General features: G+C 41.0%; 16 protein-coding genes. 13 read left to right on the plus strand and 3 right to left on the minus strand.

What is annotated here, in order from left to right; translation table 11 throughout:
• Positions 1 to 57: 57 nt before the first annotated feature.
• Entirely contained in the window at positions 58 to 1,419 is a 1,362-nt protein-coding gene (hisS, locus tag WFY05_RS15615; protein WP_340113836.1) for a histidine--tRNA ligase, read from the minus strand.
• 179 nt (positions 1,420 to 1,598) lie between these two features.
• Here hisS and WFY05_RS15620 point away from each other — a divergent pair, with 179 nt between their 5' ends.
• The 11 genes from WFY05_RS15620 to WFY05_RS15670 all read left to right on the plus strand — a co-directional run bounded on the left by WFY05_RS15620 (position 1,599) and on the right by WFY05_RS15670 (position 11,571).
• Complete coding sequence (locus tag WFY05_RS15620) at positions 1,599 to 2,060, plus strand: GAF domain-containing protein (RefSeq protein ID WP_340113837.1); 462 nt, start codon at positions 1,599 to 1,601, stop codon at positions 2,058 to 2,060.
• Positions 2,061 to 2,258: 198 nt separating this feature from the next.
• On the plus strand, positions 2,259 to 3,719 hold the full coding sequence (locus WFY05_RS15625; protein WP_340113838.1) for a tryptophanase: 1,461 nt from the start codon (positions 2,259 to 2,261) through the stop codon (positions 3,717 to 3,719).
• A 234-nt stretch (positions 3,720 to 3,953) separates the two neighbouring features.
• Positions 3,954 to 5,255: a pyridoxal phosphate-dependent aminotransferase gene (locus WFY05_RS15630; RefSeq protein WP_340113839.1), complete on the plus strand. Its 1,302-nt coding sequence runs from the start codon at positions 3,954 to 3,956 to the stop codon at positions 5,253 to 5,255.
• A 124-nt stretch (positions 5,256 to 5,379) separates the two neighbouring features.
• Positions 5,380 to 5,598, plus strand: coding sequence for a PLDc N-terminal domain-containing protein (locus tag WFY05_RS15635; protein WP_340113840.1), 219 nt, complete (start codon positions 5,380 to 5,382; stop codon positions 5,596 to 5,598).
• Between the two features lie 26 nt (positions 5,599 to 5,624).
• Positions 5,625 to 7,121 (plus strand): serine hydrolase, encoded by a 1,497-nt coding sequence (locus tag WFY05_RS15640; protein WP_340113841.1) that lies wholly within the window; start codon positions 5,625 to 5,627, stop codon positions 7,119 to 7,121.
• Positions 7,122 to 7,235: 114 nt separating this feature from the next.
• Complete coding sequence (locus tag WFY05_RS15645; protein ID WP_340113842.1) at positions 7,236 to 8,672, plus strand: carbohydrate porin; 1,437 nt, start codon at positions 7,236 to 7,238, stop codon at positions 8,670 to 8,672.
• A 70-nt stretch (positions 8,673 to 8,742) separates the two neighbouring features.
• Positions 8,743 to 9,474, plus strand: a complete 732-nt coding sequence (rluF, locus tag WFY05_RS15650) for a 23S rRNA pseudouridine(2604) synthase RluF (RefSeq protein ID WP_340113843.1) — start codon at positions 8,743 to 8,745, stop codon at positions 9,472 to 9,474.
• A gap of 121 nt (positions 9,475 to 9,595) precedes the next feature.
• Positions 9,596 to 10,171: a VTT domain-containing protein gene (locus tag WFY05_RS15655; RefSeq protein ID WP_340113844.1), complete on the plus strand. Its 576-nt coding sequence runs from the start codon at positions 9,596 to 9,598 to the stop codon at positions 10,169 to 10,171.
• Between the two features lie 56 nt (positions 10,172 to 10,227).
• Positions 10,228 to 10,557 carry a DUF6787 family protein gene (locus tag WFY05_RS15660; RefSeq protein WP_340113845.1) on the plus strand — a complete coding sequence of 110 codons (330 nt, stop codon included), beginning with the start codon at positions 10,228 to 10,230 and terminating at the stop codon, positions 10,555 to 10,557.
• Entirely contained in the window at positions 10,554 to 11,150 is a 597-nt protein-coding gene (gene msrA / locus WFY05_RS15665; RefSeq protein WP_340113846.1) for a peptide-methionine (S)-S-oxide reductase MsrA, read from the plus strand. The genes WFY05_RS15660 and msrA overlap by 4 nt, the downstream gene beginning before the upstream one ends.
• Before the next feature lie 16 nt (positions 11,151 to 11,166).
• Positions 11,167 to 11,571: a YciI family protein gene (locus WFY05_RS15670; RefSeq protein ID WP_340113847.1), complete on the plus strand. Its 405-nt coding sequence runs from the start codon at positions 11,167 to 11,169 to the stop codon at positions 11,569 to 11,571.
• 179 nt (positions 11,572 to 11,750) lie between these two features.
• Here WFY05_RS15670 and WFY05_RS15675 read toward each other — a convergent pair whose 3' ends face one another.
• Positions 11,751 to 12,119: a YccF domain-containing protein gene (locus WFY05_RS15675; RefSeq protein WP_340113848.1), complete on the minus strand. Its 369-nt coding sequence runs from the start codon at positions 12,117 to 12,119 to the stop codon at positions 11,751 to 11,753.
• Between the two features lie 322 nt (positions 12,120 to 12,441).
• On the opposite strand from WFY05_RS15675, the gene WFY05_RS15680 reads away from it, so the two are divergent.
• Positions 12,442 to 12,852, plus strand: a complete 411-nt coding sequence (locus WFY05_RS15680) for a secondary thiamine-phosphate synthase enzyme YjbQ (RefSeq protein WP_340113849.1) — start codon at positions 12,442 to 12,444, stop codon at positions 12,850 to 12,852.
• Between the two features lie 17 nt (positions 12,853 to 12,869).
• Here WFY05_RS15680 and WFY05_RS15685 read toward each other — a convergent pair whose 3' ends face one another.
• Positions 12,870 to 13,784: a metallophosphoesterase family protein gene (locus WFY05_RS15685; protein ID WP_340113850.1), complete on the minus strand. Its 915-nt coding sequence runs from the start codon at positions 13,782 to 13,784 to the stop codon at positions 12,870 to 12,872.
• A 190-nt stretch (positions 13,785 to 13,974) separates the two neighbouring features.
• Between WFY05_RS15685 and WFY05_RS15690 the strand changes: the two genes are divergently transcribed.
• Positions 13,975 to 14,241: a cupin domain-containing protein gene (locus tag WFY05_RS15690; protein WP_340113851.1), complete on the plus strand. Its 267-nt coding sequence runs from the start codon at positions 13,975 to 13,977 to the stop codon at positions 14,239 to 14,241.
• The last annotated feature ends 13 nt before the right edge of the window (positions 14,242 to 14,254 follow it).

A 14,254-nucleotide genomic window follows, 5' to 3' on the forward strand; every position in this document is an offset into this window, starting at 1 on the left:
TTTAAAATTGAGTTTTTCATTCTGTCATTTTGTGGCAAGGTCGTGTTCAACAGCTTTTTAAGAAAGGATATTTATCAGTTCTTCAGAATTTATCAGCTGTTGTTCTCCGGTTTCCATATTTTTCAGGGTGAATTTTTTTGCTTCTATTTCATTGTCGCCGGCCAGAATTACAAACGGAATATCTTTTCGGTTAGCATAATTCATTTGCTTTTTCATTTTGGCACTTTCCGGGAAAATTTCTGCATTAATACCGGCTTTACGCAACTCGGCCAGCAAAGGCAAACAATAAGCTTCTTCTTTCTCGCCAAAGTTGACAAAAAGTGCTTTTGTCGTTTCCAGCGATTCTTCAGGGAAAAGATCGAGTTGGGTGAGCACGTCGTAAATACGCTCGGCACCAAACGAAACGCCCACGCCTGATACATCCGGCATACCAAATATGCCCGTCAAATCGTCGTAGCGGCCACCGCCACAAATACTGCCAATCTGAACATCTTTCGATTTTACTTCGAAAATGGCGCCGGTGTAGTAGTTTAATCCGCGAGCCAGAGTCAGGTCGAGCTCTACTTCGGTTTTCAAATCAAAGTTTTCGAGGTAGGCAAACAAAGTCTGCATTTCCGCAATTCCTTTCGCCCCGATCTCGGTTGCTCCGATTACAGTCTCAATCTGCTCCAGTTTTTCAGAGGTACTGCCTTCGAGTTTTAAAATGGGTTGCAGTTTATCCACTGCATCCTGCGAAATCCCTTTTTCAAACATTTCGGCATTTACTTTATCCAACCCGATTTTATCCAGTTTGTCGATGGCCACCGTAATGTCCACCATTCGATCGGCTTCACCGATAGCTTCTGCAATTCCGGCGAGTATTTTCCGGTTGTTGATTTTAACAACGGTGTTGATCTGCAGGCGCTCAAAAACATTGTCAATGATTTGTACAAGCTCTGCTTCATTCAACAAACTGTTACTCCCAATCACATCAACGTCGCACTGGTAAAATTCGCGGTAACGTCCCTTTTGTGGACGGTCGGCGCGCCAAACCGGTTGAATCTGGTAACGTTTGAAAGGGAAAACTATGTCATTTCGATATTGAACTACATAACGCGCAAATGGCACGGTCAGGTCGTAGCGCAATCCCTTTTCCGAAAGTTTTGTGGTGAGTTTATTCGAGTTTTTTTCGTCGAGCATATCTTGCGGAACTTTCGAAATAAAATCACCTGAATTCAAAATTTTGAACAGCAGTTTATCGCCTTCTTCGCCATATTTTCCCATCAGTGTCGACAGGTTTTCCATTGCCGGCGTTTCAATGGGCTGAAATCCATACAAACGAAAAACGTCTTTAATGGTATCGAAAATGTAATTGCGTCTCACCATTTCAACCGGTGAAAAATCGCGGGTACCTTTTGGTATCGAAGGTTTTTGTGCCATGTTCATTCTAATTTGGCCGCAAAAGTAAAGAAAAAGAACGAAAGAAGTAAGCGTTCGAGCAACTGAGTCGCTAGTCTTAATACATAGTTTTGAATGAATTCTGTCGCTTAAAAAATAGGAGTAACACTTATTTAACTCCATGAAATTTTGTTATTTCGCAGCTGAAATAAAACAGAATTATGGAGGATACTAAAAAAGACGGACGTTACGGACGGATCTATAAACAGCTGAGCGAACTGGTAAAGAAAAGCAACAACGCTTCGGCCCGCATGGCTACAATTATTGCTGTGCTCCACCATAAAATGGATTATTTCTACTGGACAGGTTTCTACCTGCTCGATGACGGCAAAATGACCGTGAATATGTACCAGGGATCTGTGGCCTGTCAAATTCTTGAAAAAGACGTAGGTGTTTGTTGGGCAGCTTACAATCAGAATAAAACACTGGTGGTTGATGATGTGCATGCTTTCCCGGGACACATTGCCTGCGATTCGCGTTCGAATTCGGAAATTGTGGTTCCATTCAAAAACAATGCAGGCGAAATTATCGGTGTGCTCGATATCGATAGCAAAGAAAAAGCCTCTTTTTCGGAAGTGGATGCCCGGTGGCTGGAAAAAATCCTTGATTTGGTCTGGAGCTGATTTTCAGAATATCCCTGCTATTTAACCACTGGGTTTTTACCCTCAATTCCCACAGCAATCCTGCTTTGGTGGTTAACTTACACTGAGTTGTTTTGAACGATTATAAATTTCGGTCAAAATCTAAGCATTTCGATTGATATCAATTCGAAGATTTTATCTTTAGAAAATTGTTATTTCGAAACTAAAAACCAATAAAAAATGACGAACCAGAGCAACGCCATTAAATTTTACAGTGGCGAACAGATTCCAGTGGAACAACACAAAGTACGAATCGTACAAAAATTATTTTTAAGACCAATTGAAGAAAGAAAAACTGCAATTGAAGGTGCAGGTTTCAATACTTTCCTCTTGAATACCAAAGATGTATTTCTTGATATGCTTACCGACTCGGGAACAAACGCAATGAGCGACAACCAGGTTTCATCGATGTTACAGGCCGATGATGCGTATGCCGGATCGCAAAGTTTTTACCGAATGGAAGAAGCTGCCAGAGAAGTATTCGGTAAGCATTACGTTTTACCGGTTCACCAGGGACGTGCTGCCGAAAACATCGTATCGCAGGCTTTCATCAAAAAAGGTGAAGTTATACCGATGAATTATCACTTTACTACCACCAAAGAGCACATGGAACTTAACGGGGGTAAAGTACTGGAAATTTATGCCGATGACGGACTTGATATAAAAAGTTCCAAACTGTTTAAAGGGAACATTGATATTGATAAACTGAATGCCGTTTTTGAAAAATATGGCAAAGAAAAGGTCGCCTTTGTTCGTATGGAAGCATCGACTAACCTGATTGGAGGTCAGCCATTTTCAATGCAAAACATGCGCGATGTTCGTGCGGTGTGCGACAAGAATGATACGATGATGGTTCTCGACGCCAGTTTAATCGGGGAGAACGCTTATTTTATTAAACAACGCGAAGACGAATTTAAAAATGCCGAGATAAAAGATATTTTACTGGAGATGTGCAGTTATGCCGATCTTATCTATTTCTCCAGTCGGAAAGTGAGTTCAACACGAGGTGGTGGGATTCTTACCAACAAAAAAGAATACTACCTGAAAATGCGTGACTTGCTCGTGCTGTACGAAGGATTTCTTACCTACGGCGGAATGTCGGTACGCGAGATTGAAGCTATGGCAGTTGGTTTGCGCGAGACCTGCGATGATACCGTCATCAGTCAGTCGCCGTCGTTTATAAAATATGCGGTTGATAATTTGGATGCAGCCGGAGTACCGGTCATTACGCCGGCGGGAGCTTTAGGTTGTCACATCGATGCCATGGGATTTCTAAGCCATGTTCCTCAGGAGCAATATCCGGCAGGAGCGCTGGCATCGGCACTTTATATTATTTCGGGTATTCGCGGTATGGAACGCGGAACAATCTCCAGTGTTCGCGATGAGAACGGAAAAGACATTCTGGCCGATGTAGAATTGTTGCGTTTGGCATTTCCCCGTCGCGTGTTCACCTTGTCGCAAACCATGTATGTTGTTGATCGCGTAAAATGGTTGTTCGACAATCGCGAATTGGTTGGCGGTTTGCAATGGACCGAAGAACCGCCACTCCTACGTTTCTTTATGGGACGCCTGGAGCCTATTGGCGACTGGACCGAAAAACTGGTAGCCAAATTCAGAGCCGATTTTGGTGATTCACTTTAGATATTTGCTGAAAAATGATAGATGGGGAAACGGTTTGGTTCCCCTTTTTTTTGGTAAAAATGAATGGTTAATTGTCATTTATCTTTAAAAGTAGATGTATTAAAAGATAAATGTCAAGCAAATATTAAATTAAACGCCTAAAAGGTTATTTATGTATTGGTTTTTGAGTAATTGTTTCAAGAAAGATCAATATTTGTATCAAATATCTTGATTGTTCATGAAAAACTCAGAATTATGGCAAAGACACTAAAAACGAGTCCGTATGTAAACCTGAACCTGAATGTCCGCGGCTTAAACCAATCGGCAACGCTACAAATTAACGAGCGGAGTAATCAACTTATTAAACAGGGAACAACGGTATATAAACTCGGATTGGGGCAATCACCTTTTCCGGTTCCTGAGATTGTGCAGGAAGCACTGCGCAGAAACACCCATCAAAAAGATTATTTGCCGGTTAAAGGATTATTGAAGTTGCGTGAAGCCATTGCTGAGTTTAATTACCGCCATCAGGGAATTGAAGGATCTGCCGATGATATCATGATCGGACCCGGCTCGAAGGAACTGATTTTTATTTTGCAGCTGGTATATTATGGCGAGCTTATTATTCCTACGCCAAGCTGGGTGTCGTATTCGCCGCAAGCCAGGATTGCTGGTCGGCATGTAAGCTGGGTCCCTACCTCGGAAGAAAGCGAATGGAAACTAAGTCCGGAGAAACTCGACCTGATTTGCCGTTCCGATCCTGAACGTCCGCGGGTGGTTATTCTCAACTATCCGTCAAATCCAACCGGAGCAACCTATTCGCGAAGCTGGTTAAAAAAGCTGGCGGGTGTTGCCCGAAAATACAAGCTGATCCTGATCTCAGACGAAATTTACAGTTTACTCGATCATGAAGGTAATCATGTTTCCATAGCACAATATTATCCTGAAGGAACGATAATCAGCAGCGGATTGAGCAAATGGGCCGGAGCAGGTGGCTGGAGATTGGGCACTTTTACTTTCCCCGAAAACCTGAAATGGCTGCAAAATGCCATGGCCACGGTGGCCAGCGAAACTTTTACATCAACCAGCGCACCAATTCAGTATGCGGCCGTAACGGCTTTTGAAGATCATCCTGAAATTGATGAATATCTTTTCCATTCACGAAGAATATTAAAGAGTCTGGGAAATTATTTTGCAGCTCGTTTACGTGAAAACTATATTACTGTGCCAACACCAAAAGGTGGATTTTACTTGTTCCCAAATTTTAATATTTATCGTGAAAAACTTGCTGGACGAGGAATTCTGACATCGTTTGAACTTTGCGAAACCATTTTGCGTGAAACGGGAATTGCCATGCTTCCCGGGATGGAGTTTGGCCGCCAACCCGAGGAACTGACCTGCAGGATTGCTTATGTCGATTTTAATGGCGAGGAAGTGTTGTTCAAAGCCATGAACGAATATAAAGACCGGCCGCTTAACACTGATTTCCTGAGAAAGCACTGCAGCAAAATGTTATATGCCATGGACAAACTTGAGGAATGGTTGCTGGATTTGTAAATGTAAACCGATAGGCAAAGTCAATCTGATTAAAGGTGATTTGAGTTAGTTTTATTATGATTATATTTATCGGAAAACAAAAATGTAATTCATAATATCTATTCTAACTTTTAAACAACCCGTTATGACTTTACTTGGATTTATTGGCCCGCAGGAAATTATCATTTTACTGTTCGTATCCTTATTTCTGTTTATTCTGCCCATTATCGCTTTAGTCGACATTATCAGAAGCGAATTTACAGGCAACAACAAAATTATTTGGGTACTTATTGTCATTTTTTTTAATGTTATTGGCTCCATTCTGTACTTTCTGATGGGTAAAAATCAGAAAATACAAAACTGAATTCATTAACCTTTTTACTGGCAAACATGATGAAGAACTTTTTACTCCTGCTGTTTTTGTTTCTGGCAACTTTGGTACAGGCGCAGAATGTCGATCTTAAAAAACTGGATAATTATTTTGAAAAAGCACTTGCTGATTGGGGAACACCCGGAATGAGCGTGGCCATTGTAAAAGATGGCGAAACGGTATTCAGCAAAGGATATGGATTGATGGAAGTAGGACTGGAAACGCAACCCAATGGAAACACGCTTTATGCCATTGCTTCCAATTCAAAAGCATTTACCAGCTATATAATCGCCCAGTTGATCAATGAAGGCAAGCTCAATTGGGATGACAAAGTAAAAAAATACCTGCCGTATTTCGAACTGTACGATCCATGGGTGAGTAACGAAGTTACTGTAAAGGATTTGTTGTGCCATCGTGTTGGTCTGGGTACGTTTAGCGGCGATGTGATCTGGTATAAATCTGATCTTACCTCAGAAGAAATAATCAGACGATTAAAATACCTTGAACCGGCTTACGATTTTCGTGATGGTTTTGGCTATTCAAACGTCATGTTTATTACTGCCGGCGAGTTGATCAAAACAGTTACGGGAAAAACCTGGGGGCAAAACGTTCAGGAACGTATTCTTGATCCGGTAGAAATGGACCGAACGGTTTTCTCGTTATCGAAGCTCGATGCAGTTGGAAATTTTGCCACGCCACATGCTTTTGAAGATGGTGAAAATATTCCTATCACATACACCGATTGGGAAGAAGTTGGTGCCCTTGGTGGACTGATCTCCTCGGTAAACGATATGGCCAAATGGATGAGTTTTATGATGAGTTCGGAAAGCATTGCCAAAAATCAGTTGTGGAAAATGCAGAACAGTTACACGGTTAATCGCAACGACAGTAACGACTTTAATATGCATTTTAGCGGTTACGGACTCGGTTGGGGCCTGTCGGATTATTACGGGCGTTTGCGTGTCAGCCACACCGGAGGTTACGATGGAATGATCTCGGCAGTTACCATGATCCCTGACGAAAAACTGGGCGTTGTGGTGCTTTCAAACGGTATGAATCCGCCCACAATGGCAGTTACTTATTATGCCCTAAATGCATTTTTGGGCGAAGAAGAAAATGACTGGTCGCAGGAACTGCTGAAGAAAAAGCAGGAACGGAAAACAAAAGATACCCGTGTTAACGACCGGGTTGAAAGTCGTGTTGAAGGAACTGCTCCTTCGCTGGAGCTTGAAAAATATGCAGGAATGTATGTGGCCGATATTTACGGCAACATTAGCGTGAAGTTAGAAGACGGAGTGTTGCGCATGTATTTCGAACATTCTCCCGAACTGTCGGCGACATTACAACACTGGCATTACGATGTGTGGAAAATCGATTGGGACAACACACACGCCTGGTTTAATTTCGGAACGGTAAAATTTAATATGGATAATAACCTGAAAATAACCGGACTGGAGTTTGATGTCCCTAACGACGATATCTTTTTTGATGAATTAAAACCAAAACGATCGGAATAATCCCTGTAATTTATGTTGAAACAGCTTCGAGGCGGATTTTAACTCACCAATGATTCGTGATTTTTGCAGAATTCGCTGTATATTGTTTAGTAAAACAATAAAATTCATTAAACCGTGAAACCTCGATACCTGTGCATTCTTGTGGTCTTGCTTCTGTTTTCTCTTAAGCATTCTCAAGGCCAGATAACTTATCAACCAAAAAACAATGATGGATTTTCAATCGCATCTTACGGAAGGGTAGGAGTCGACTGGAGCTTTGAGAACGGCGGTTCGATTGGACGAAGGTTAAATCTGAACAACATGGGCAGTATTGGCGGGCGAATGGAAGAACAGGATTACCTGGAAATTGCTCCCATATTTCTTTTTAAACCGTTTAAAAACGATGATCCCACTCAGATTAAGGTTCAGACACGATTATCGGTTTATTCAAAAAGCCTTTCGCTTTTCGGCAATTCCACTACCAGCAGCCTTGGGGGATTGACTCTGGCGCTGCCCGAGATTTATGCCGAAGCAAGTAATATCAACGGAAAAGACCTGAGCATTTGGATCGGGTCGCGTTTTAACCGAAAAGGTGAAGTCCAGATAGCCGACCATTTTTATTTTGATGACCATTCGGGACAGGGATTTGGAATTGGCTACAGGAACACACGTTTTAATGCAGTTTTTGTTTCTTCTACCGATACTACATCGGATGTCCCTCCGTATTTCTATTTGAACATTGGAAACGGAGTGGCCAACCTGGCACTTCGTCAGCGGGTGGTAATTATCCTGGAGCAGGATTTTAATATTTCTGAAAGCAGCATTCTGACCGGGATGTTCGAATACCACAGAATGGGAGATGTGCAGAATAATGGCGTACCAACTCCTTATGATGATGAACCGGGTATTATTTTGAATTATCCTTCGGATTACGGGCTTGTTTTTGGATTAAAACTTAATGCATCCATAAGTAAAGACGATCCTTACGCCTTTAATCATTTTAGTATTCGATACGGTACACGTTTGGCCAACGGTGGCGACGGCGGTCATTCAAAAACCTGGATGACTTATGGTGCTCCGGATTTGGAGAAACTGAATTTTGCGGGTGCTTATTCCTTATCGGTTGTTGATGAGATCAAATTCGATATAAATGAAAACAACAACCTGAATGCGTATATGATTTATACACAAAGTAAGGGAGCCGCCAATAGTAACGGGAAAGCTCTAACCTACCTTGGGCGCGAAATTTACAACCGGAAAAAGGATTTTACCGTTGGATTTCGGGAAACTTGCTTTATCCATCCTAAGTTTCATATGCTGAGCGAATTTCATTACAGCATGCGAAAAGACGGCGAAGATGATACCTATTCGATGCAAAAGATAAGCTTGGCGCCAACTTTTGTTCCAACCGGTGTAAAAAGCACCGGAGCACGTCCTCATTTCCGCTTTGTTTATTCACTGGCGCACTATAACGACGCTGCAAAAGAGAATCTGTATTCTCCCTATCTTCAGTTTGTAGGAAAGAAAAACTGGGGCTACTATTTTGGAGTTAAAATGGAATGGTGGATTTAAAAACTAATTTCCGCTTTTAAAACTTCAGTTTAAAGCACTTTATTTCCTGTTTTATTAGCTTTGCATAATCATGGAAACAAAACGCTTAAATAAGGCCATTTCAGAAACTGGATACTGTTCGCGACGCGAAGCCGACCGTTTGATTGAAGCAGGAAAAGTAAAGGTAAACGGGACAGTAGTTGGTCTGGGAGTTCAGGTTTCCCCCGACGACAAAATTGAATTGGAGGGGAAACTCATTTCAAAAGAAGTGGAGAATATATACATTGCTTTTAACAAACCCGTCGGAATTATTTGCACAACTGATACTTCGATAAAGAATAACATTATCGATTACATCGGACATCCAGAGCGTATTTTCCCGATTGGCAGGCTTGATAAACCCAGCGATGGTTTGATTTTTTTGACCAACGATGGCGATATTGTGAACAAAGTACTTCGCTCCGGAAACAACCACGAAAAGGAATATATTGTAAGTGTTGACCGAAAGATCACCAAAACTTTTATTCGCGAAATGTCCAGCGGAGTTCCTGTTTTAGGAACCGTTACCAAAAAATGCGAAGTAGAACGTATTGCTGACCACACCTTCAAAATAATCCTCACTCAGGGCCTTAACCGGCAAATCCGCAGAATGTGTTCCTACATGGGCTACGAAGTTACCCGCTTACAACGTGTGCGAATTATGAATATAAATCTTGATGATTTAAAGGTGGGCGAGTACCGCTATTTTACTCCTTCTGAAACGGAAGAGATCAATCGTTTGGTAGCCAATTCAGGAAAAACAATGGATGCTTCATTCGATTAATTTTAGCTTTAGATAGAAGACAAAATTCTTTTTTTGCGTATTCTTTTTATAATAAAGTTCTGCAAAATCGCTGTTCCTTAAATTTGTTGTATTTTCGTTTGCTAAAATCAGAAAACAAAGCATGAAAATCAGTCCTCGGATACAATTTCTTCTAAAAAACGGATTAAAGGGCCTGGCTTGGCTGGCAGCCATTTTGGTGCTGTATTTTCTGTTTAAACAGGTGGTGCTGTCTCATGCTTCCGACGAATTGATCGCTAAATTTTATGCACAGCCATTAATTATTTACCTGATTTATTCTGGCTCAGAGTTCTTTTTCGGAATAATTCCACCCGAATTGTTTATGATCTGGGCCATCAATAAAGCCGATGCCCTTCACTATTTGTTTAACCTGGCATTCTTTGCTTCGGTTTCTTATCTTATGGGCTACATTAACTTTTTGATTGGTCAGTTTTTCTACAAAAATGAAACGTTTAAATACTTGAAAAGGAAGATACTGAAAGATTCGGCAGAAAAGGTAAAAAAATATGGCCTCTTCCTCATTATTGTTGCGGCACTTACACCGCTTCCCTGGTCGGCCGTCAGTCTTTTGGTCGGTTCGGCAGGTTATCCTTCAAAACGCTACCTCAAATACGCCTTATTTCGTTTTCTGCGCTTTGCCGTTTATGGCTACATTATATACCAAACACATCAGATTTAAACTGCTTCCATAAAACATACTTTAATGTGTGTTGTTAATCTCTTAAAAGTGAGATGATGTTCGAGCGCCTGAAGAAACGATGGAATATCGCCAGTAATACACAGGTAGCGATTATTCTTGTGGTTTTTGCCATTACCGGCAGTGCAACGGTTTATCTGAAAAATATGTTTTTCACCTTGATCGGTATCACTGCGGAAACGGATCTGGTCGTAAGAATCCCAGTGTACATAGCTTCTGTTTTGATCATTTACAATATTTTGTTGCTGATTATCGGTTTTGTATTTGGTCAGTTCCGGTTTTTCTGGGCCTTCGAAAAGAAATTCTTCTCGCGTTTCGCACCGAAGCGTAAAAGAAGTTCACTTGTTGATTTAAAAACAAAAGCATGAAAACTTTATTACTGATCATATTAACAACAATTTCGATAACAGGCATGGCAAAAAATCTGGAGAAAGCAACACTCGGAGGTGGATGTTTTTGGTGCACCGAAGCAGTTTACCTCGAATTAAAAGGCGTAACCGACGTTAAGCCCGGTTACAGTGGTGGCGATGTGAAGAACCCGAGTTACAAAGAAGTTTGTACCGGAACAACCGGTCACGCTGAAGTGGTGCAAATTACTTTCGATGCTGATGTTATCAGTTTCAGCGAAATTCTTGAGGTGTTTTTTATGACTCACGATCCAACCACCCTGAATCGTCAGGGAAATGATGTAGGTACTCAATACCGTTCTGTAATTTTCTACCACAACGAAAAGCAGAAAGAAACTGCTGAAAAAGTCATTCAGCTGTTTAAACAGGAAGAAGTTTACGATAAACCAATTGTGACCGAGGTGGCTCCGTTTGATAAGTTTTATGTGGCCGAAGATTATCACCTGAATTATTACAACCGGAATAAGTCGCAGGGATATTGTCAGTACATCATAACTCCGAAGCTTGAGAAATTCAGAAAGATCTTTAAAGACCAGTTAAAATCAAAAGACTAAACTTAAAACATTAATAATGAAAAAATTGCTGATTGCCTTCGCGATGATCTTTTTTGCAGGTGCGCTGCATGCTCAGGATCAACGTGAATTTTCGTACACCGAAGGCGACACGACGTACACCATGAAACGTTATGTTTTTATGTTGCTGAATAGTGGTGAAACGAAAAGTAAAACGCAGGAAGAAGCCGCGAAATACCAGGAAATGCACCTGGCGCATTTATCGAAACTGGCGGAAGAAGGAAAACTGATGGTTGCCGGTCCGTTTGATGGTGGCGGTGAACACCGTGGCCTGCTTATTTTTGATGTGGAAACCGTTGAAGAAGCTTTGAAACTGGAAGGTGAAGATCCTATGGTAAAAACCGACCGCCTGCGCATGGAAGCGTTTTATTGGTGGGGCGCCAAAGGAACGGAGTTAAAATGAGTTAGGAGTTTAAAGTTCAAAGTAGACGTATAGGCAGTTGGCAAAATACAATTGGCAACTTTTGTGTTTTGTTGACCTGGGTTGAAGTAAAAGTTGTTTTGTTTGAACAATTGATGCATTTATGAATTCGCGCATTTGCGCATTCTACTCAATCCTTCAATCCCTTAGCCTTTCCAACTTCAAACGATTCTTCTTCCAAAAGGAGTAAGTGCCAGCGAAGCCATTTTAAAATGTTGTTTGGCCCACGGAATTCCAATGATCGTTATTCCAAGCAATAAACCAAATAATACGTGGGTGAGCATAATCCAGATTCCGCCGATAAGTAACCAGATGAAGTTCATGATGGTTGACAGACAGCCCGGTGCATAATCCATGTATTCGATTTTTTGCCCGAACGGCCATAATGCCAGCACGCCGAGTTTAAAAGATTGAATTCCAAACGGGATTCCAACAATTGTAACGCAAAGTGCCAGTCCGGCCACAATATATTCGAGGAAAATAGCAAAACCACCAAATACCAGCCAGATAATATTACCGAGAAATTTCATTGAATTGATTTTTGTATAGAATTACTTCTGCGATTCTATGTTCAGGTTCTTAACGTGTAAACGGTTTTCTGCTTTTTTGTATAAAATCAAACGCGCAAGTGCTGCGGCTACAATTGAAATAATTAAAATTAACATCGTGTCTTGTTTTTATGGCTTTAATACAGTTTAAATTTACCCTTTATTCTGCTCAATTTTCAACTTTTTAAGACGAATGAAACAAATTTTTAGGTGAACGGAGGAAAGCCGGGTGCAAAGTCATTTGACGGTGGTGAAATTTCCGAGCTTCTGTAAATGTTCGTATTTTTAGGCAAAAGTTTAGTCGATGATCCAACAGAAAGAAATAACGCTGCCAAGGTTCAAAAGAGGATACCATTTAATAACTCACATGATTGAAGACGAATTGCCCGAACTTCCCGAAAAGGGCCTCTTGCACATTATGGTAAAACATACTTCGGCCGGTATAACCATCAACGAAAATGCCGATCCTACTGTGCGAACTGATTTTGAGAACTTCATTAACAAAATGATACCCGAAGACGATCCGGTTTATATTCACACCTACGAAGGTAGCGACGATATGCCAGCCCATCTCAAGTCTTCTGTTATTGGTGCCGAAGTTACTATCCCTATCACCCGCGGCCGTTTAAACCTGGGTACCTGGCAGGGGATTTATTTCTGCGAATTCAGAAACCATGGAGGTAATCGCCGGATGGTGCTTACGGTTTACAGTTAAAAGGTACTGCCGGCTATTTATTTAGGAGTAACTTCCCAGCCAAAATCGATATATTTCCAGGTAAAATCTTTGCCCGAAACATCTACCTCTAAAAATCCTTCTTCCATGCCAAATCGCGTTCCTTCCCACCATTCTGCAGAAACTGCACCTCCGGTAATGTAATGAATGCCATGGTATTCGATGTCTTCAAGAAAATGAAGGTGCCCTTGCAAAACTAATTTTGTGTTGTACTGTTCAAGAATCTTAATTACATCGTGGGCATTGGTAACAATCGAACTCTTTCTGAATCCACTGGTCGGTTCTTCCATAATCTGCGCACCTACACTTAGCAAAGGAATATGAATGGATGCAATTATCGGTTTTTCTTTGCCGTTTTGTTCCAGGTCGTTTTTCAGCCAGTCGAGTTGTTCTTCATCAACATGACCGTAATAATGTCGGTCATCGGTAAAACCAATGCCGTCGAGTACAACAAAATGCCAGTTTTTATGGTCGAAAGAATAGTACCTTTTGGTAATCCGCTCTTCGTACAGTTTTTTACCATATTTCGGATGTCCCTGATCGACACCACTTTCCTCGTATAGTCCAAATACTTCGTGGTTTCCAAGCGTTGAATACACCGGCATATTCAATTTTTGGATTATGTCATCGAACAGCTGATAAAGACTGTCGCTTCTGCCATAAGTTTGCCCAAGTGCGTCCATAATATTATCGCCGCCGGTTAACACAAAGTCGGGGGCCAGTTTGTTGATACTGTCGATGGCCTGCGAAAATCCTTCAACGGCGTTTCTTTCTTCAGTAATGTGAATATCAGTCATAAAAACAAATGAGAATTCATCGTTGTTTGTTACCTGTGCTGATGATTTCTTTGCCGGCTGAAATGCAATCAGGAATGTTGCTACCAGGCAGAAAATAAGCATTTTATATTGCTTCATTAGTTCTGTTTTTTTTTGATTTCGGATGAAAATACATCATAGAGATTATTTAAATTGTACCTAACAATTAAATTATAATTAATTGTAAATTTGTTTTTAAGACAACGAATCAAAACGGTTTGAATTTAGTGAATTTGATTCAGATGTTAAGATCATTTTTATTTAGTTAAGAACAAAAAACAGCTTGGCAATGAAAATCGATGTTGAACATTATACTCAGGAAGAATTGGAAGAAGAAGGTGTATTCGACTGGCCAATTTGGGAGCGTGATGAGGAGAAATTTGATTGGTTTTACGATCAAACCGAACTGTGCTATATTCTTGAAGGAGAAGTAACAATAACTACCGAGTTTGAATCGGTAAGCATCAAAGCAGGCGATTTTGTGACCTTCCCAAAAGGTCTTGAATGTGTTTGGGACATTCAATCGGCCATAAAAAAACATTATTCCTTCGAATAAATATTTGCAGTTT

Source organism: Maribellus mangrovi (genome assembly GCF_037646455.1).
GTDB classification, from domain to species: domain Bacteria; phylum Bacteroidota; class Bacteroidia; order Bacteroidales; family Prolixibacteraceae; genus Draconibacterium; species Draconibacterium mangrovi_A.